This is a genomic window from uncultured Oscillibacter sp., from assembly GCF_910579365.1.
Lineage (GTDB): Bacteria > Bacillota > Clostridia > Oscillospirales > Oscillospiraceae > Oscillibacter.
Genome location: NZ_CAJTUX010000014.1, coordinates 1 through 18,177 on the forward strand (window position 1 = coordinate 1; position 18,177 = coordinate 18,177).

Here is an 18,177-nt window from a genome sequence, read left to right on the forward strand (position 1 = left end):
AGCAGGACCCCGCGCTGATTCAATACCGGCACCCCTCGCTGGAGCCGATTCTCACGGTTACCTATGGCTGCATCGTCTATCAGGAGCAGGTCATTAAAATCTTCCAGGACCTGGCGGGCTATTCTCTGGGGCAGGCGGACATGGTCCGCCGGGCCATGAGCAAGAAGAAGGCCAAGGACATCGAAAAGGAGCGGGAGGCCTTTCTCCACGGCGACCCCGCCCGGAACATCTCCGGCTGCGTGGCGAACGGCATACCGGAAGCCACGGCGGAGGCCATTTACCAAGAGATCTACGACTTTGCCAACTACGCGTTCAACAAGGCCCATGCCGTCAGCTATGCCGTCGTGGCCTATCAGACGGCCTATTTCAAGTGCCATTATCCCAGAGAGTATATGGCGGCGCTGCTGACCAGCGTATTGGACAACTCCGACAAGGTGGCGGGCTATATCAACGAGTGCCGGGACTGCGGCATCGCGCTGCTGCCGCCGGACATCAACCGCTCGCTGGACCGTTTCACCGTGGAGGAGGAGGGCATCCGCTTTGGCCTGGTGGCCATCAAGAATATTGGCCGGGGCTTTATTCAAGCCGTCATGCGGGACCGGGAGGAACGCGGCATTTTTACCTCGCTCCATGATTTCTGCCGCCGGATGGCCGGCAGCGAAATGAACAAGCGGGCGCTGGAGAATCTGATTCGCGCCGGAGCTTTCGACTCCACCGGCGCCCGGAGGTCCCAGCTGATTCGGGTTTATGAGAAGGTGCTGGATGCCGCCGCCCAACGGCAGCGGCAGAATCTGGAGGGGCAGCTGGATTTCTTCGGCTTGTCCGCCTCTGCGGGACGCTCCCGGACGGCGGAGGAGATTTACCTGCCGGATATTCCGGAGTTCACCGCCCAGGAGCGGATGACTATGGAGAAGGAGACCACCGGCCTTTACCTCTCCGGACATCCCATGGACCAGTACCGCGACATGGTGCGGCGGCTGCGCCTGCCGAAAATCGGCGCCGTTACGGAGGATTTTACCCAGGAAAATGGGCCTACCCGGTTTGCCGACGGGCAGTATCTGACCCTGGCGGGAGTAGTGACCTCCAGCAAAACCAAGACCACCAAGAACAACAGCCTCATGGCCTATGTGGTGGTGGAGGATGAGACCGGGTCTATAGAGATGCTGTGCTTCAGCCGGACACTGGACCTGTGCGGGTCCTATCTTCGGGAGAATCAGGCCGTGGTGGTGAAGGGAAAGCTGTCCGTTCGGGACGAGAAGGCCCCCCAGCTCATGTGCGACTCCGCTTACCCTCTGGAAACGGCGGAGAGCGGGCTTCCCGACAAGCCTCCCGCCGCCAAAGCGGACAAGCTGGTGAAGGGGGAGACGCTGTATTTGAAATTCCCCTCCCTGGACCACCCGTCCCTCCGGCACATGAAGCTGGTGTTTTCCATGTTTCCCGGCACAGCTCAGGTGAAAATGGTCATGGCGGACACGCGCAAGGTCTACGGGACCCAGGTGCTGCTCCACAAGGCGCTTGTAGAGGAAGCGCAGGAGACCCTGGGCGCGGAAAACGTGGTTGTGAAGTAAAGAGCGCGGGTACGGAATAATCCGTACCCGCGTTTTTTGTGCTAAGAAGTCTGCCGGCCGAACCGACGGCGCTCTCCGCGTGTCAGTCCTTGGCCAAGGTGAAGCGGTCCACCAGCTGTTTCAGGCTGGCCGCCTCGGCGGAGAGCTCCTCGCTGGCGGCGGCGCTCTCCTGCGCGGTGGCGCTGTTGGTCTGCACCACGGAGGAAATTTGGTCAATGCCCTCGGTGACTTGGGCGATGGAAGTGGTCTGGTTTTCCACGGCCGACACCACCACCTCCATTTGGGTGGTCACATGCCCGGCGTAAATGCTGGTCTGCTCCAGGGATTCCGTGACTTTTTCCACGGCCAGACTGCCCTCGGTGACGGCGGCGATGGAACCCTCGATCAGTTCCTTGGTGGCCTTGGCGGCCTCGTCGGACCGCGAGGCCAGGTTCCGCACCTCGTCGGCCACCACGGCGAAGCCTTTGCCGGCGGACCCCGCCCGGGCGGCCTCCACAGCGGCGTTCAGGGCCAGAATGTTGGTCTGGAAAGCGATGTTTTCAATGGCGGCGATGATCTTGCTGATCTCCTCGGAAGATTTGGAAATTTTCTCCATAGCGGCGTTCAGCTCTTTGACGTGCTCCACGCTGATGTTCAGCTGTCCGCCGGCCTGATTGACGAACCGGCCCGCCTCTTCAGCGGCGGAAGAGGTCTTTTTGGCGCTGTCGGAGATATCGTTGATGGTGGCCGCCAGCTGTTCCACAGAGCTGGCCTGCATCATGGAGCCCTGGCTCAGGGTCTGGGCGCCGGTGGAGACCTGGCCGCTGGCGGCGGAGACTTGGGCGGCGGAGGCATTGATCTGGCGCATGGTGCCGCTCAGTTCCACTTTCAGCGTCCGCATGGATTGGAGGATGCTCTGGAAGTCGCCTACGTAGGCATCCCGGTGGGAGGAGCGGATATCCAGATTCTGCTTGGACATTTCGGTGAGCAGATAGCTGATGTCGTTGATAATGGTATTCAGTCCCGTCACCATTTCCGCCGTGGAGCGGGTCAGCTCCGCCGTTTCATCCTGCCCCCTGGTCTGGGGAACGGGGGAGTCCAGGTCGCCTTCCACCAGAAGCTTCATCCGCTCGGCGCAGGCCCGCATGGGCACGCTGATGTTGCTGGAGAGTTTCAGCGCCACCACAATGGAGGCCAGGATGGAAATCACGATGACCAGAATGTTGATGAACATGCCAAAGTATGTATCCGCCAGATAGTCCTTCTTCATGGCGGTGACAGCCACGCTCCACCCGTCGGTGCCGCCAACCGGGGCATAAGCGGCGAACCGGGGACCGTCGTCGTCGTGGAAGCTGCCGAAGCCCACATTGCCCTGGCGCATGTCCGCGTGAATCGCGGCCAGCTGCTTCAAAGAGGAATCGCTCTGCGCTTCCTGCTCGATGTTCTGCGTGGTAATGGTATCCAGAGTGATGTCGGCAATGGTGTCGCCGTTTTTATTAATCATATAGGCGCGGCTGTTTTTGCTGATCTGGATGGAGGACACAATGTCGTTCAAGAAGGTCTCCGGCGGCACGAAATAGACCACGCCGGAGATGAGACCCCGGCTGGAGTAGAGGGGGGCGGCTACCATGATGGACAGCTCTCCGGTAATCTTGCTGACCAGAGGCTGAGAGACATAGACATTTCCCTGCATGGCCTGCTGGACATACTCCCGGTCCGAATAGTCCTTTCCATCAAAAATGCTGATGCCGTCCAAACCGATGATGTTGCCCCGCTGGAACCCGTGAAGGCTGGCGCGCTCGTCAACAATGGCCCGTTTTTCGTCCACGGGCGTGAGATTGCTGGACAGCTGGGAAATGCGGCCCGTGTCCATGGCCACGTTTTTATAGGCGATCAGTTCCTCTTCAATGCGCTCCGCCGCCAGTACGGCGGTCTCGCTCATCATCTGTTCCACCGTGGCGAGGGTGCTCCGGTAGTTCAGGCCGATGCTGGAAACACCCACTGCGATCAGGGCAATCAGGATCGTTGTCATCAAACATACCGTAATTTTCTTGCGGATACTTTTCATCTCTCTGCACCTCAATTTTACATACTGAACCGGCCTCTCTTAGCTCAATGGCCCCTTCTATTATATGGGCAGGGGAGCTGGATTGTCAATCATTTCTCTCTCTTTCTTTGGCGTATTTTCCAGTCCTGCAAAACACCCCATTTGCCGGCAGCATTCCATACTGGCCGGCAAACGGGGTGAATTGAAAGAAGCGGGGCCGCCGGATGCGGGATTTTACTTCGCGGCGATGGCCTCAATCTCGCAGAGGACGCCCTTGGGCAGGTCCTTCACCGCCACGCAGGAGCGGGCGGGCTTGGAGGTGAAATATTTGGCGTAGACCTCGTTGAATGCGGCGAAGTCCCCCATATCGGCCAGGAAGCAGGTGGTCTTGAAGACCTTGTCAAAGCCGGCGCCGGCGCTCTCCAGAATGGCGCCCACGTTTTTGCAGCTCTGCTCCGCCTGGGCGGCGATGCCGGCGGGAACCTCGCCGGTGGCGGGGTCCACGGGAATCTGACCGGAGGTGTAAATGAAGCCGTTGACCTCATAACCCTGAGAGTAGGGGCCGATGGCGCCGGGGGCGTTCTTGGTTTCCAAAACGTTCATAGTGGGTAGTCTCCTTTTATATTTGATGGTTCTACTTTAATACAAAAGAAGAAGAAAAGCAAGGGGCGGCCAGGGAATATTTTGGATAGGTTCAACCTTTTAATTTGTGGGGACGTCCACGATTCCCGGCTGAGAGGCGGAACGAAGCGCGCCGGTATGTTGCTGAATGTAGGACTGCTCCTCTTCGGAGAATGCCTCCATGGCGGCGGAGAACGCGGCGGGGTCCGCCGCAGCCTGGGTTTGCAGGATGCCGTCCAGCGGCGTGCGGAAGTCCGCGAGGGAGTCCTTCGTCGCCAGGAGGCAGGAGAGAATCATGGAATCCCGCCACTGCTGGTCCTCGCCCACGGCGGCGTCCGCGAGGGCTTCCATCAGGGGATTGAACCAGTCGGAGCCATATTGGGCGCGGCCCAGAACGCCCCAGTTGTCCGCCGTAGCTTCCCCTGCGCAGGCCAGCAGGTCCCTGCCGTCCACTTCCTCCGGCCGGAAGTACAGGTCCAGCGTCATCTGCTGAAGCCGCTCGTTCCGTTCCATGTAGCCCTGGTCCACCTCCCGGACCTCCTCAAAGCTGCCCTCGGCGGTCTCGTGTCCGAAATAGTCCTTCACAAAGGCGTCCGCCGCCCCGATGGGGGTCAGCAGCTCGGGATGTTCCCCGGCGTCGCACCGCTCTTGCAGTTCCGCGTAGTGCTCGGCGGCGGGCTTTCCGCTGTCGGGGAAGTAGAGGTATTGACTGCCCCAGGTGTCCAGCCACCGGTCCACGGCCCAGATGCCGCCCTCCCCCTGCCGGGCGGGCTGGCGGAGAAGCAGCTGATCGTAAATACGGGTATCACCGTCCCGGATGGAATAGCGGTAGTACCGCACACAGACGAGACCTTCCGTATCCGCCGTGATTTGACTGGTGACATCCTGGACGCTGAAGGACTGGAGGTTGTTCCGGGTGAGGAAATCCTCCCGTACCAGAGGGCCGGTTTCGTTCAGCTTTTCCCAGAGTTTCCAGTCCTCGCTCTCCATGTCGATTTCTCCGCCGGAGCGGTAAAACTGCACATCGGTGGGATGGGTGTAAGCGTAATATCGCTCGCCGTCGGTGGCGAAGATCTCCATGCCGGAGCCGTCGGAGCTGATGTGCTGCTCGAAGGTCGCCTGGTCCATCACCAGAAAGCCGAAGAGGAAGCCGCCCCCGCCGCCGAAGTCCTGCCGCGCCGCCTCATAGGAGGCTTTTTCATAGACGGAGATCAGGGGCTTCCAGCTCTCCTCCGCATCGGGGAAGTCCGTATCCACATGGAGAACATCCAGGTATTCGTTGGGCAGAGCTGCTTGCAGGCCGCCGCAGTCATAGATGGTTACATCCTCGTCTCCCTCCTCCTGGGGCGGCTGGTCCGGACCGGCGTCCTGGACGTCGCTGCCGCAGGCGGATAAGGCAAGGAGACAGGCCAGCACCAGAGCGAAGGTATAGAATCGGCGCATAAATAGAGCTCCTTCCTTTATATCAAATGCTTATGGTTCAGTATAACAGCTTCCCATAGGGAAGAAACTACAAAATCAGAACAAAAAGTAACAAATCGGGAACGAAAAAATGGCGGGTTTCCGCTGTTGTGAATCAGCGGCGAACGTGGTATAATCAAAAAGCGATTGCAATTTTGCCTGGAACTGGAGGACTTTCCAAATGAAGCTCATGGTCATCGACGGAAACAGCATCATCAACCGGGCCTACTATGGCATCCGCCCCTTGACAACCCGGGACGGGCTCTATACCCACGCCGTTTTTGGTTTTTTGACAACGCTGCTCCGCCTGGAGGGAGAGGAGGCACCGGACGCCCTCTGCGTGACGTTCGACCTCCACGCTCCCACCTTCCGCCACAAGGCGTCGGCGGCCTATAAGGCCACCCGGAAGCCCATGCCGGAGGAGCTGCGGATGCAGGTCCCGGTTTTGAAGGAAGTGCTGGACGCGCTGAACATCCCCCGCTATGAGCTGGAGGGCTGGGAGGCCGACGACCTGTTGGGCACCATCTCCCGAAAGTGCGGCGCGGCGGGCTGGGAGTGCGTTGTCGTCACAGGCGACAAGGACAGCCTCCAGCTCATCAACGAGACAACCCGGGTGAAGCTGGTTTCCACCCGTATGGGCCAGACCACCACCAAGGATATGACGGAGGCGGCCTTCCGGGAAGCGTACGGGTTTGCCCCTATTCACATGATCGACCTCAAGGCTCTGATGGGGGACAGCTCCGACAACATTCCGGGCGTGAAAGGCGTGGGGGAGAAAACCGCCATGGGCTTGGTTCAAATGTACGGTTCCATAGATCATCTCTATGACCACATGCCGGAAATCGTGACCGCGCCGGAGACCCCGGCCAAGCCGGGAATCGTCAAAAAGCTGGCGGAGGGGGAGGCGGCCGCCAGGGAGTCCTATTGGCTGGCCACCATTGTAACCGACGCGCCTTTGAACTTCCGCCCGGAGGAGAACCTGCGCCGGTCCCCTGGGCCGGAAGCGTATCCGCTGTTTCTGAAATTGGAGTTTACCAAGCTTATCGAAAAGTTTGGCCTGAGTCCGAACGGCGCGCCCGCTCCCGAAGTCCGGAGGGAAGCGGCGGTTTCCGTGGAACAGGTGACGGACCCTGTCCGGGGGGCGGAGCTGCTGGCTCTTTGGAAAGTGGCGGATCACGTGTCCCTGCTGGCCCTGCCGGACTGCTCCGCCGTCGGGGTTTTCTGCGAGGCCGGCGAGGGCGGCGCCATCATGGCGGAGCTGTTTTTCGAGCGGTATCAGGGGGACTGGAACGGCCTGCTGGCCGGACTCTTCTCGGAGGAGGTCAAGAAGGTTTCCCACGGCGTCAAGGACCTGACGCGGACGCTGCTGGAAAACGGCCTCCCGGCGGAGGGTTTCGTGTTCGACACCGCGCTTGCCGCCTATCTGCTGGACGCCACGGCGGGGAGTTATGACCTCCAGCGTCTCTTTGTCTCTTACTTCAACGAGGAGCTGCCCAAGCCCCTTTATCTGGAGCCGGACGCTTTCTCCCTTCTGGGAGACGGAGCGTCCGCCGCCGCGTCCCTGGACAGCTATGTCACGGCGGTGGACGCTTTGTACGCCGTCCTGGTCCCCCGGCTTCGGGAGCGGGAGCAGTGGGGTCTGTTCAAGACTGCGGAGCTGCCCCTGTGCCGGGTGCTGGCGGAGATGGAGCGGACAGGCTGCGGAATGGACGCCAGAGCTCTGGTCGACTTTGGCGAGAGCCTGTCCGCCAAAATCGCCGGGCAGGAGGCCGCGATTTACGAGATGGCGGAAGGAGCGTTCAACATCCAGTCCCCCAAACAGCTTGGCGAGGTTCTCTTCGAGCGCCTGGGGCTCCCCCATGGGAAGAAGACGAAAACCGGCTGGTCCACCAACGCCGACGTGCTGGAAAAGCTCCGCTGGCAGCACCCCATTGTGGACGCCGTGCTGGAGTACCGGCAGTTTACCAAGCTGAAATCCACCTACGCCGACGGGCTTTTGAAGGCCATCAACCCCGACGGGCGGGTGCGGACGAACTTCCAGATGACCGTCACCGCCACTGGCCGCCTCAGCTCCACGGAGCCGAATTTACAGAATATTCCCACGAGGACGGACCTGGGCAGCGAGTTCCGCCGGATGTTCACGGCGGCGGAGGGCTGCGTCCTGGTGGACGCGGACTACTCTCAGATTGAGCTTCGCATTCTGGCCCATATCGCCGGGGACGAGGCCATGCGGGCGGCGTTCCTGGCCGGGGGCGATTTTCACGCGGAGACGGCGGCCAAGGTCTTCCATGTGGACCGGGAGCATGTCACCCACGAGATGCGCCGCCGGGCCAAGGCGGTGAACTTCGGCATTGTCTACGGCATCTCCGCCTTTTCCCTGAGCCAGGACCTGGGGGTCACCGTTGCCGAGGCCAAGGCGTATATGGAGGCGTACTTCGCCACCTTCCCCGGCGTGCGGCAGTATATGGACGAGGTGGTCCGCCGGGCCCGGGAGACGGGATTTGTGGAAACGCTATTCCACCGCCGCCGGGACCTGCCGGAGCTGGCCAGCTCCAAGAAGAACATGCAGTCCTTCGGCGAGCGCGTGGCGCTGAACATGCCCATCCAGGGCACGGCGGCGGATGTGATGAAGCTGGCCATGGCGGCGGTTTGGAAGCGCCTCCGGGCGGAGCAGCCAGAGGCCCGGCTGGTTCTCCAGGTCCATGACGAGCTGATTGTGGAGTGCCCCGAGCCGAAGGCGGAGGCTGTGGCCCGTCTGTTGGAGGAGGAGATGGAGAACGTGGTCCGACTCAGCGTTCCCCTGACGGCGGAGGCCCACTGGGGACGAAACTGGCTGGAGGCCAAGGGATGAAGCGCTTCATCGTCCTTCTGGGCGCGGCGGGGGTCTCCCTCTCCGCTATATTTGTCCGCTGGTCCACGGCTCCGTCGCTGGTCCTGGCCGTTTACCGTATGGTTTTTTCGGCGCTGCTGCTGCTTCCGGCGGCTGTGGCCCGGCGGGAGGAGTTTCGGGTTCTCCGGCGGCGGGAGCTGGGGCTGAGCCTCCTCAGCGGGGCCTTTCTGGGAGTTCATTTTGCCTGTTACTTCGAGTCCCTCCGCTGGACTTCCATCGCCGCGGCAGTGGTGCTGGTGGACACGGAGGTGCTGTTTGTGGCCCTGGCCTCGGTATTGGTTCTGCGGAAAAGGCTGGGGGGCCGGGCCTGGCTGGCGGTGCTGCTGGCCTTTGGAGGTAGCGTGACAGTGGCTCTGGCGGATGTGTCCGCCGGGTCTGACGCCCTCCGGGGGAACCTGTTCGCCCTGGCGGGGTCCGTGTGCATGGCGGTCTATACCATGCTGGGGGCGGTGTGCCGCCGGACGCTGTCCACCACGGCGTACACCTCTCTGGTGTATCTCTCGGCGGCGGGGACGGTGCTGGCCGCCGCTCTGGCGGGCGGAGAGACCCTTGTGGGCTGGGGGGCCGTGAATCTGCTGGCGGGCCTGGGCATGGCGGTGTTCTGCACGCTGCTGGGGCACAGCGTGTTCAGCTGGGGCCTCAAATTTCTGCCCCCGGCTTTCATCTCTACGGCAAACCTTCTGGAGCCGGTGCTTGCGTCGGTGTGGGGGCTGCTCCTCTTTGACGAGCGCCCGGGGCCGCTGGTGATCCTGGGCGGCGGAATCATTTTGCTGGGTATCGCCCTGTATGGCCGGGAGAAAGCATAGGAGGGAGGAACCATGGAAAGACGGTTTCCCTGGAAGCGGGCCTGCGTTGCCGCCGGCCTTGGTTTGGCGCTTTGTCTTCTGCTGGCGGAGTTCGGCGCGGCGGTACTGCTGATTGGAGGCGTATTCGGCCTGTCCACCGCCTGGGTATTGGGAAAGGCATGGTGGACGGCCCGCCGGGAACGTCTGGACCAGGAACGGAGGGAGGCTGCCCGGGAGGAGCGGCGGCGTGAGGAGCTGGAGGTCCGCCGGGAAGTCTGCCGGGAGGCCCGGTACCGCCCGGAGGAGCGGAACTGTTTGGAGGATTGCCTCCAACAGGAATTGGGGCCGATTGCGGCCTGGGACCCGGGGGAGGAGGGAGATGTGCTTCGCATTGGCGAAGCGCTGATTCCGCCTACGGAGGACCTGCCTTTTTGGAAGGCCGTCACCGTGGGGGCGGGCGCCTGCGCCGTTAAGACGGAAGGACGGGGCACTCTCCGGGCGGAGCTGATGATGGCGCTGCCGCCGGATTGGGACTCTGGAGACCGCCGGCCCTGCCGGATGCTCCGGGACGCGGCGCGGCGGTTTCTCATTGTGGAGGGATTTTTGCGCTGCGGCTCTATGTACCGGGGCGTGTCCGTCCTTGGCGGAGGCTTTGCCGGCGCCATTGTGGATCGCGCATTTCCGGGCCTGCCGGAAATTGCGCCCGTCTCTTTGCCGGGGGGCGGACAGCCGGTGCGCTTTTACTGGCTGATACCGCTTCTGAAGCCGGAACTGAACTATGTTCTCCGGCGCGGACGGGGAAATCTGCGGCGGCGTTTCCAGGCTTTCCGCCCCTGGGCGGACCCGGGACGGAAGCCCTTGGCGGACGCGCTGGCCTGGTTTCAGGAGGACATTGCCCCGTTTGCCTGGTCTGAGGACGGAGAGCGCGTTTGCCTGGGACTGGAGACGGGGGAGTTTCACCAGGACCTGTTTCTCCAGGCGGGTCTCAGCGGCACGGGCTGGGACTGGGAGCGGCTGGTCCGGGAGTATCTGCGGTGGTATCAGCCCAGCGATGGCCCCTTTGTGGAGTACGCCTGTGAGGAACGGGTGTTTTTCGCCGCCTCGGAGGACCGGGAGATCATGGAGCAGCTGGCTCTGGGGCTTTCGGACCTTCTGCGGGACAACCGGGCCGGGGCTTGGAGCCTTCTGGCCCCGGACAGAGGGCGGTGAGATGGGAGAGGAGTTTTTGCTTTGATGGAACATAAAAGGAAGGTTCGGATTGTCCCCATGACCGGAGACCACCTGGACGAGGTGGCGGCTCTGGAGCGGGTCTGCTTTACGGACCCCTGGTCCCGGAACATGCTGGCAGAGGAGCTGGGAAACGACCTGGCCGCATTCCTGGTGGCCCTGGACGGGCAGGGAGCCGTGGCGGGCTACGCGGGACTTCAGGTTGTGCTGGACGAGGGCTATATCCTGAATGTGGCCGTCCGGCCGGACTGCCGCCGCCAGGGTGTGGCGGGGCAGCTTCTACAGGTTTTCCTGGACTTTGCCAAGGGAAACAAGCTGGCTTTTTTGACTCTGGAGGTGCGGGCCTCCAACTATGCCGCCATCGCGCTTTACGGAAGCCGGGGCTTCCGGGGTGTGGGAAGGCGGAAGAATTATTACGAGCACCCCAAGGAGGACGCGGTTATTATGACCCTGGACCTGGGGGGAGAAGCGGAGGAGATGGAATGAAACTGAAACTGGCTTCGCCGGAGCAGGTGGCCCTGGTGTATGCGCGGGATTTGAAACCCTCCTTTCCCCCGGCGGAACTGAAGCCGCTTGCGAATATTCAGGCCATGTGCCGGGACGGCTGTTACCGGCCCTGGTGCCTTTTTGATGGGGAGGAAATCGCAGGGGAGTGCTTTTTGTGGCTGGGGCGCCCCGGCTGGGCCCTGTTGGACTATCTCTGCGTGGCGGAGAGCCGCCGGAACAGCGGCGCGGGGGCCCTGATGCTGTCCGAGATTCGCCGGGCGGAGCCGGATACGGTGATTCTGGTGGAGAGCGAGGCCCCGGTTCACGCCCCGGCTCCAGCGATGGCGGAGCGGAGGCTGGGCTTTTACGCCCGGAACGGCCTGCGGACCGCGGGATACGACACGGACGTTTTCGGCGCCCATTATAAGATGCTGTACCTGTGGCCGGAGTTCCTTCCGGACGAGAGGCTGATGGAGGAAAACCGGTGGATCTATCAGAACCGGTTCCCCAAGGAAAAGTACGAGCGCTACGTCCGCATTCCCCGGAATCCGGAGGAGGGCCCGATTGCCCAGGTGCCCTGGAATGAAGATTGAGGAAGTGAGCATATGAAAATTTTAGGCTTTGAGTCCTCCTGCGACGAGACGGCCGTCTCCCTGGTGGAGGATGGACGGACGGTCTTGGCCGACGCCGTCGCCTCCCAGGCGGAGATGCACGCGCTGTACGGCGGCGTGGTGCCGGAGATCGCCTCCCGCAAGCATGTGGAGGCCATCGCCGCCCTGACGGAGCAAGCGCTGAGGGACGCGGGATGCGCCCGCTCCGATGTGGACGCCGTGGCCGTGACCTGCGCGCCGGGGCTCATCGGCGCGGTGCTGGTGGGGCTGAGCTTTGCGAAATCCGTGGCGCTGGGGCTGGGGGTGCCCCTGATTCCCGTTCACCACATCCGGGGCCACATTGCCGCCAATTACCTGGCCTTTCCGGAGCTGGAGCCGCCTTTTCTGGCCCTGGCCATCTCCGGGGGGAACACGCTTTTGATCGACGTGGCGGGCTATACGGACATGAAAATCCTGGGCGGCACCCGGGACGACGCGGCGGGCGAGTGCTTCGATAAGGCGGCCCGCGTGCTGGGCCTGCCCTATCCCGGCGGAAAGCCCCTGGATGAGCTGGCCCGGAAGTCCCGGGGCGGCGTCTATAAGCTGCCCCATGCCCATGTGGATGGCGCGCCCTTGGATATGAGCTTTTCCGGTCTGAAGACCGCGGTGGTGAACCTGGCCCACCACGCGGAGCAGGTGGGGGAGACGCTGGACCGGGCGGCGCTGGCCCGCGACTTTGCCCAGGCGGTCAGCGATACTCTGGTTCCCCGGACCATGGAGGCGGCCCGCCTCGCGGGGCGGAAGACCATTGTGGCCGCCGGAGGCGTGGCGGCGAACTCCGTTATCCGCGGGGACCTGGAGCGGGCCTGTCAACAGGCGGGGCGCCGTCTCTACCTGCCGCCTTTGCGCTTGTGCGGGGACAACGGAGCCATGATTGCCGCTCAGGGCTATTACGAGTATCTGGCGGGCCGCACGGCGGGGATGGAGCTGAATGCCTATGCCACCCGGGATATCTCCGAGGAAATCAAAGCGTGAAGGGAAAACCCTTCACGCTTCTGCTATTCCAAATGGGGCCGCCATTGGCACTGCCGCAGGTCCACCCGGCCGCCGGCCTGAAAGATCACCCCTTCCGCCTCCAGCAAGGCTCTTTGGGCGCCGGGGGCATGCACGTCAAAGGCGGCTTTGGTGCCGCCCAGGCGGTCCACCACCCGGTGGCAGGGGACGCTGGGGTCCTGACAGCCCGCCATGGCGTAGCCCACCGTCCGGGCGCAGCGGGGCATCCCCGCCAGCCGGGCAATCTGACCATAGGTCGCCACCTTCCCGGCGGGAATCTGCCGGACAATGTTCCGAAAGGCGGCGAAGACCTCCCCGCTCATCTCTCCCGCACCTCGTACAGGTCCGTCCTCCGCGCGGAGAGGATGGGGAGCTGCCGCCGGACGGCCTCTGCGCGGCTGAGGTCCAGATCGGCGTACAGCGTGGCTGCCTCTCCGCCGGCCCGGCAGAGGACGGTTCCCCAGGGGTCTGCGGCGATGGAGTTCCCATAGGCCACATAGGAGGCGGTCTCGTCTCTGGCGGGGGAGACCCCCACGGTGAAGCATTGGTTGTCCACCGCCCGCTGGCGGAACAACAGCTCCCAGTGGGCGGGGCCGGTGGTCATGTTGAACGCGGCGGGCACGAATATGCAGCTGGCTCCCCGCAGGCACATGCAGCGGGCCAGCTCTTCAAACCGGAGGTCAAAGCAGATGCAGAGTCCCATGGTTCCAAACTCTGTTTCAAAGGTGGTGACGGCATTTCCCGGGGAAAGGGTGTCGGACTCCCGGAAGCGCTGGCCCCCGGCAACGTCGATATCGAAGAGATGGACCTTGCGGTGCCTGACAAGCAGTTCTCCTTGTCTCCCATAGACATAGCTGGTGTTATAGACATTCCCATCCGCCAGTTCCGGGATGGAGCCGCCTACGACGTAGATTCCCAGCTCCGCCGCCACGGCGGACAGGGCGGTCTGCGCCTCGCCGCCCGGTCCCTCTCCGTAGGCGCGAAAGCAGGCGTTGTCATAGGGGCAGCAGAACATCTCCGGCAGGACGGCGATGTCCGTGCCCTGGGCTTTGGCCTCCCGGAGGCGGAGACAGGCGGTCTCGATGTCGTTCCGCTTGTTCCCGGTTACCAGCATTTGAATCAGGGCAGTGCGCATGGAAGGTTCCTCCTTTTTTGCGGATACACGGATTGTATCACAGTCCAAACCGTGTTACAATACAGGAAACAGACGAAGGAGGCCGGATGATGGCAGTTTATACGGAGAAAAAAACCTACCAGACCAAGGCCCACATGGGTATGATCGACGTGACGGAGGACTTTCAGCGCGCGGTGACGGCGGCGTGCCGGGAACACGGCATCTCCGCCGGGACGGTGACGGGGTTCACCACCGGCGGCGTGGCGGGACTGACCACCCTGGAGTTTGAGCCCGGGATGGTAAATCACGACCTGAAGGCGGCGCTGGATGTGTTCTCTCCCTATCTGGACGAACAGGGCCGCGTGGTGCCCTACTGGCATCATGAGACCTGGCATGACGACAACGGCTCGTCCCACATCAAGGCGGCGCTGCTGTCCCCCTTTATCACCGTGCCCTTCGTGGACGGAAAGATCACCGTGGGGCCATGGCAGAACCTGACCTTGGTGGAGTGCGACACAAGAAACCGGGTCCGGGACATTGTGTTTCAGGTGATGGGAGAGTGAGGCCGTGGGACTGGGCTTGGGACTGGGCCTGATGGCCGCTCTGGGAGGCGGCGCGGCGGCCTGCGTCTGTCTGGGCGAGGCCCGGCGCCTTTGGGAGCGGGGCTACAAGGTTCCGGCAGGCTGTTTTGCGGCGGGAGGCGTCTTGTGCGGAGCCCTGGCCGCCGGCGGGGCCTGGCTGGCCTGGGGTATTGCCGATGCTTTTTTACTGTAGGCTCGCAGCAAGGCGGCGGGGATATCCCCGCCGCCGTTTTTTTACGCTTCGCCGTACCAGGCCAGCATGAGCGCGTAGATGCTTTCTCCCTCCCTGGGCTCTGCCTGGAGCCAGGTGGAATCCCGGTAGGTATTGAGCAGGACCAGCTGGCTGTCCGGCCAGAAGCGGAGACTCAGGTCTCCGATGACCGCCAGCAGGGAACCGGCGGGCATGTCGCCGGGGTTCTCGGCGATACTCCAGTCATACCCGGCGGTGAAGCGCTCTGCCAGGGCGGGCCCGTTTCCCTCCCGGAGGTTCACATCCCGCCGCTGGCCTCCCTCCGGGGACAGCAGCGTCAGGTTGACGGTATCCGCCTCCAGCAGCTGGTCCAGAGCCGCCTGGGCAAGGGCCGCGGCGGAGATGTCGACGGTATGCCGGAGGGTGACGGTTCCCAGGGGAACATGGATGAGCCGCTTGGGAAGCTGGTCCGCCGTGGGCCACAGGTCCTGCCGGATGGAGAACTGGTAATGGAACCTGGTGCTGTATGGGTCCGAGGCGTCCTCCCAGAAGACGAGATAGAGGCCCTCCGGGAAACAGGGGTCCACCCAGCGGTCCGTACTGTCCAGGGCCGGGGAGTACTGGGGTTCCGGGGTGTGGAGTTCATAGCGGACGCGGTAGACCGGGAAGGACTCCCCCATCAGCTCCAGGTTATGGGGGCCCTCGAGATTGACGACGCGCCAATCGTCGTAGGGTTCTCCGGCAGCCTCAAAGGCCCGCTGAACCTCCTCCTGGGCGGCGGTTATGACGGGGCCGGGAAGGTCCGGCCAGTCCAGAATGTGATAGGCAAACCGCCGTTGGTCGTTGTAGACCAGCAGGTTTTCCCCGTCGAAGTACAGCGTCCGGTATACGTCGGACTGGAGGGCGGCGTAATCCGGTGTGAAGGACAGGACGTGGGCTCGGAAGGGCATGGAGCGGGTGGCGGGGTCCCAGCCGTCGAACCGGAATTGGGCCCCACCCCCCCAGAGACCCCATACCAGCAGAGATTCCAAGTCCGCCCGGTAGTACTTCCCATCCCGGCGGAAATAGAGACAGCCGTCAAAGACCAGCTCGTTTTCCCCGTCGCCGTCCAGGTCGATGTGCCGGGGATAGGGGGCCTCCACCCGGGCCAGGAGAACGGGCCAGCCCGCTTCATTGAGATAGTAGTACTCATGGGTGAGGGTCCGGGGGCCGTCGTTGGCGTTGTAGGTGATGCGGAAGCCGTCGTGGCCCAGGAGATTGCGAAAGAGGGAGGCGCTGTACTTCCCGCCGGCTCCGGGGCGGAAGGACCAGAAGGGTTGGGGCCAGGAGCTCAGCACGGTGCGCTGCACCCCGGCGAAGACCTCGTCCCCGCCGGAGAAGAACATCAGGCCATACTCTCCCAGGACATGTTCCGGGTCCTCCAGGCTCCCCAGCATCTGCTGGGAGCCGTAGGGGAAGGGAAGCTCCGGCGCTTCCTGGGGCTCATAGGGCTCCAGGTGGTCCAGGGGGATGGCGGAAACGGGCTCCCAGTCCGGCGGTTCCGGATGCTTCAAGCTTTCGCAGGAGAGAACCGTCTCCCGGATGCGCTCTACTACTGTGTTCATCAGCGACATGCCTTCGGTCCGGCCCTCCTTCAGCTCCGGGGCCCAGGCGACCCGGGCCAGACCGTATTGGTACTGGCCGTCGCTGCCCAGAATTTCCATGTTTTTGGGCAGGTAGTACGGTTCCAAATCCAGGCGGTAGAGGGAGCAGAGCCGGCCCAGGGGATTCGACAGATTGGAGGACAGGCTGACCTGCATGCCCCAGTAGACCCGAAGCAGCTCGCCTTCATCCAGGTCGAAAAACTCCGGCGGGTTCTCCGGGGTGTAGACCACCAGCTTAGACAGGATGTCGTCCTCCGGTTCGCCATAGCTTCCCAGCTCCTCCGCCAGAGCGGTCACAGCCTCGTCCACTGTGCCGAAGGAGGCTGGTTCCTCCGGCTTCTTCGCGCCGGTGAAGGTGACGGCGCACACCAGCGCTGCCAGGGAAATGACCGCGAAGAGGGCGGCGCCCAGGTGCCTCCGGTTCTCCGCGATGCGGGTGACACGGTCCATCAGCCGCCGTTTGTCCGAGGTCATGGTGGTGGCGGAGAGAAGGGGATTCGCTGGGGCCGCCCGCACGGGGATGAGGGACAGCAGGGTCCGGCCATAGGGTACCCGTTCCGCCTCGCCTAACTGCCGGAGGACCCCCTCGTCACAGGCAAGCTCACAGTCCGTCCGGGAGGCCAGCGCCGCCCACCAGACCAGAGGATTGAACCAGTAGATCACCAGGCACAGCCCCCGGAGCAGGGACCAGAGGGGGTCGAGATGCCGGGCGTGGGTCTCCTCGTGGGCCAGCACGTGGCGGAGACTGTCCGGTGAAGTCAGGGCGGCGGGAGTCAGATAGATGGCGGGCCGGAACAGCCCAAACAGGCAGGGAGAGGGCAGACCCTGTTCCACCATATAAACCCGATACTTAGAATCGCAATTATTGTAAGGCGTTCTGGCTTTACGGAGACTTCGCCAGAACAGCAGGTTGGACAGGATCAGCCAGCAGGCCATGACCGCGCATCCGGCGTACCAGATGGGGGGCAGGAGGTCCGAGAGGAGAATTTGCCGCTGGTATTCCTCCGTAATTTTCACCTGGTTTCCCTTAAGATCCTGGTCGAGGAAGGTTCGGGAGTTGTCCGGCGTGGCGGGGCCGACGGCTACTTGGGGCGTGCGGGGTATCCCCCAGACGTAGCCTCCATCCGTCCGCCTAATGGTCATCCGATACGGGGCGGCGTACAGGGATTCCACCTGGTCCGCCACCGGTTCCGCCGCCGTCAGCAGGCTGAACTCCGCCGCCGGGAGGCTGACGGGAACCAGCAGCCGCAGCAGAACCAGCCCCCAGAGGGCGTACTGCACCCGCCGGGAGAGGGTCCTCCGGAACAGCCGCCGGAGAACCAGCAGAGCCAGAATCAGCGCGGAGGAGGTCAGCAGAATTTCCTTCATGTTCCCTCACCTCCCGCCTTGTCCAGGATGGCAGACAGCTCCGCGATGTCGGATTCCGTGAGCTGGCGGCTCTCCACCATGGCGCTCATCATAAGACCCAGGCTACCGCCGTAGACCTTGGAGAGGAAGCTCTCCGTTTCGTCCCGGGCGGCGTCCTCCCGTCGGAGGATGGGAAAATAGCGCTTGGCCCGTCCGCACTCCTCGTGGCGAACGGCCCCCTTGGCCTCCAGACGGGAGAGCATGGTGATGACGGTGTTTTTGCTCCAGCCGGTCTCCTCCCGGAGAGCTGCTGTCAGCTCCGTAATTGTTCTGGGGGAGTGGTCCCACAGGCGGCGCATCAGCTTCCACTCGCTGTTGGACAGATCGATTTTCATAGCTCCACCTCCTAATCAGGTACACGACTGTCTACCTAAAGGATAGCAGAAAGGTAGACGTTTGTCAACCTGCAAATGGCCTACAAAACAGAAACGCCCTCCGTTGGACAGCGAAGGGCACTTTGCCGACTGGAACCGGCGAGCGGTTTTCCACTTTTTGCCGAAATTTCCATGTCCTTCTTATTGATTTCGACAGAAAG

Annotated in this window: 16 protein-coding genes; 9 read left to right on the forward strand and 7 right to left on the reverse strand. The window is 62.9% G+C overall.

Translation table 11 applies throughout. The annotated features are described in order from the left end of the window. Nucleotides 1–1,568: OB-fold nucleic acid binding domain-containing protein (locus QZ329_RS05590; RefSeq protein WP_295749367.1), on the forward strand; the 1,568-nt coding region annotated here is incomplete at its 5' end. 82 nt (nt 1,569–1,650) lie between these two features. Here QZ329_RS05590 and QZ329_RS05595 read toward each other — a convergent pair. The 3 genes from QZ329_RS05595 to QZ329_RS05605 form a co-directional block, all read right to left on the reverse strand. Further along, nucleotides 1,651–3,579 (reverse strand): methyl-accepting chemotaxis protein, encoded by a 1,929-nt coding sequence (locus QZ329_RS05595; protein WP_365351515.1) that lies wholly within the window; start codon nt 3,577–3,579, stop codon nt 1,651–1,653. Between the two features lie 249 nt (nt 3,580–3,828). After that, nucleotides 3,829–4,197: a RidA family protein gene (locus QZ329_RS05600; RefSeq protein WP_295749372.1), complete on the reverse strand. Its 369-nt coding sequence runs from the start codon at nt 4,195–4,197 to the stop codon at nt 3,829–3,831. 99 nt (nt 4,198–4,296) lie between these two features. Further along, nucleotides 4,297–5,658 (reverse strand): hypothetical protein, encoded by a 1,362-nt coding sequence (locus tag QZ329_RS05605; protein ID WP_295749374.1) that lies wholly within the window; start codon nt 5,656–5,658, stop codon nt 4,297–4,299. Nucleotides 5,659–5,857: 199 nt separating this feature from the next. On the opposite strand from QZ329_RS05605, the gene polA reads away from it, so the two are divergent. Genes polA through tsaD form a run of 6 tightly spaced genes read left to right on the forward strand, consistent with a single transcriptional unit; the run spans nt 5,858 to nt 12,689 of the window. After that, nucleotides 5,858–8,527 carry a DNA polymerase I gene (polA, locus tag QZ329_RS05610; RefSeq protein ID WP_295749377.1) on the forward strand — a complete coding sequence of 890 codons (2,670 nt, stop codon included), beginning with the start codon at nt 5,858–5,860 and terminating at the stop codon, nt 8,525–8,527. Next, a complete protein-coding gene (locus QZ329_RS05615) occupies nt 8,524–9,372 on the forward strand; it encodes a DMT family transporter (protein ID WP_295749380.1) in 849 nt (282 codons plus the stop codon). Before polA ends, QZ329_RS05615 begins: the two co-directional genes overlap by 4 nt. A gap of 12 nt (nt 9,373–9,384) precedes the next feature. Continuing rightward, nucleotides 9,385–10,560, forward strand: coding sequence for an Imm51 family immunity protein (locus tag QZ329_RS05620; protein ID WP_295749383.1), 1,176 nt, complete (start codon nt 9,385–9,387; stop codon nt 10,558–10,560). 24 nt (nt 10,561–10,584) lie between these two features. Beyond that, nucleotides 10,585–11,064 carry a ribosomal protein S18-alanine N-acetyltransferase gene (rimI, locus tag QZ329_RS05625; protein WP_295749386.1) on the forward strand — a complete coding sequence of 160 codons (480 nt, stop codon included), beginning with the start codon at nt 10,585–10,587 and terminating at the stop codon, nt 11,062–11,064. Then, on the forward strand, nt 11,061–11,657 hold the full coding sequence (locus QZ329_RS05630) for a hypothetical protein (protein WP_295749388.1): 597 nt from the start codon (nt 11,061–11,063) through the stop codon (nt 11,655–11,657). Before rimI ends, QZ329_RS05630 begins: the two co-directional genes overlap by 4 nt. A 12-nt stretch (nt 11,658–11,669) precedes the next feature. Next, complete coding sequence (gene tsaD / locus QZ329_RS05635) at nt 11,670–12,689, forward strand: tRNA (adenosine(37)-N6)-threonylcarbamoyltransferase complex transferase subunit TsaD (RefSeq protein WP_295749391.1); 1,020 nt, start codon at nt 11,670–11,672, stop codon at nt 12,687–12,689. Between the two features lie 23 nt (nt 12,690–12,712). On the opposite strand, the gene QZ329_RS05640 is transcribed toward tsaD, so the two are convergent. Beyond that, nucleotides 12,713–13,030, reverse strand: a complete 318-nt coding sequence (locus tag QZ329_RS05640) for an MGMT family protein (protein WP_295749394.1) — start codon at nt 13,028–13,030, stop codon at nt 12,713–12,715. Continuing rightward, entirely contained in the window at nt 13,027–13,842 is an 816-nt protein-coding gene (locus tag QZ329_RS05645; RefSeq protein ID WP_295749397.1) for a carbon-nitrogen hydrolase family protein, read from the reverse strand. The genes QZ329_RS05640 and QZ329_RS05645 overlap by 4 nt, the downstream gene beginning before the upstream one ends. A gap of 89 nt (nt 13,843–13,931) precedes the next feature. Here QZ329_RS05645 and QZ329_RS05650 point away from each other — a divergent pair, with 89 nt between their 5' ends. Next, a complete protein-coding gene (locus QZ329_RS05650) occupies nt 13,932–14,384 on the forward strand; it encodes a YjbQ family protein (protein WP_295749399.1) in 453 nt (150 codons plus the stop codon). Between the two features lie 4 nt (nt 14,385–14,388). Next, nucleotides 14,389–14,595, forward strand: coding sequence for a hypothetical protein (locus QZ329_RS05655; RefSeq protein ID WP_295749402.1), 207 nt, complete (start codon nt 14,389–14,391; stop codon nt 14,593–14,595). A gap of 41 nt (nt 14,596–14,636) precedes the next feature. On the opposite strand, the gene QZ329_RS05660 is transcribed toward QZ329_RS05655, so the two are convergent. Beyond that, complete coding sequence (locus QZ329_RS05660; protein WP_295749405.1) at nt 14,637–17,603, reverse strand: M56 family metallopeptidase; 2,967 nt, start codon at nt 17,601–17,603, stop codon at nt 14,637–14,639. Further along, the gene (locus QZ329_RS05665; RefSeq protein ID WP_295749408.1) at nt 17,600–17,977 is read right to left on the reverse strand and encodes a BlaI/MecI/CopY family transcriptional regulator; all 378 of its coding nucleotides are present in this window, start codon (nt 17,975–17,977) and stop codon (nt 17,600–17,602) included. The genes QZ329_RS05660 and QZ329_RS05665 overlap by 4 nt, the downstream gene beginning before the upstream one ends. Between the last annotated feature and the right edge of the window lie 200 nt (nt 17,978–18,177).

What these genes read in the sequence shown, in the direction of transcription:
- QZ329_RS05605 (WP_295749374.1), bottom strand. Translation starts at nt 5,658, where the DNA reads ATGCGCCGATTCTATACCTTCGCTCTGGTGCTGGCCTGTCTCCTTGCC.
- QZ329_RS05615 (WP_295749380.1), top strand. Translation starts at nt 8,524, where the DNA reads ATGAAGCGCTTCATCGTCCTTCTGGGCGCGGCGGGGGTCTCCCTCTCC.
- QZ329_RS05665 (WP_295749408.1), bottom strand. Translation starts at nt 17,977, where the DNA reads ATGAAAATCGATCTGTCCAACAGCGAGTGGAAGCTGATGCGCCGCCTG.
- QZ329_RS05650 (WP_295749399.1), top strand. Translation starts at nt 13,932, where the DNA reads ATGGCAGTTTATACGGAGAAAAAAACCTACCAGACCAAGGCCCACATG.
- polA (WP_295749377.1), top strand. Translation starts at nt 5,858, where the DNA reads ATGAAGCTCATGGTCATCGACGGAAACAGCATCATCAACCGGGCCTAC.
- rimI (WP_295749386.1), top strand. Translation starts at nt 10,585, where the DNA reads ATGGAACATAAAAGGAAGGTTCGGATTGTCCCCATGACCGGAGACCAC.
- QZ329_RS05660 (WP_295749405.1), bottom strand. Translation starts at nt 17,603, where the DNA reads ATGAAGGAAATTCTGCTGACCTCCTCCGCGCTGATTCTGGCTCTGCTG.
- QZ329_RS05595 (WP_365351515.1), bottom strand. Translation starts at nt 3,579, where the DNA reads ATGACAACGATCCTGATTGCCCTGATCGCAGTGGGTGTTTCCAGCATC.
- QZ329_RS05640 (WP_295749394.1), bottom strand. Translation starts at nt 13,030, where the DNA reads ATGAGCGGGGAGGTCTTCGCCGCCTTTCGGAACATTGTCCGGCAGATT.
- QZ329_RS05645 (WP_295749397.1), bottom strand. Translation starts at nt 13,842, where the DNA reads ATGCGCACTGCCCTGATTCAAATGCTGGTAACCGGGAACAAGCGGAAC.
- QZ329_RS05600 (WP_295749372.1), bottom strand. Translation starts at nt 4,197, where the DNA reads ATGAACGTTTTGGAAACCAAGAACGCCCCCGGCGCCATCGGCCCCTAC.
- QZ329_RS05630 (WP_295749388.1), top strand. Translation starts at nt 11,061, where the DNA reads ATGAAACTGAAACTGGCTTCGCCGGAGCAGGTGGCCCTGGTGTATGCG.
- tsaD (WP_295749391.1), top strand. Translation starts at nt 11,670, where the DNA reads ATGAAAATTTTAGGCTTTGAGTCCTCCTGCGACGAGACGGCCGTCTCC.
- QZ329_RS05620 (WP_295749383.1), top strand. Translation starts at nt 9,385, where the DNA reads ATGGAAAGACGGTTTCCCTGGAAGCGGGCCTGCGTTGCCGCCGGCCTT.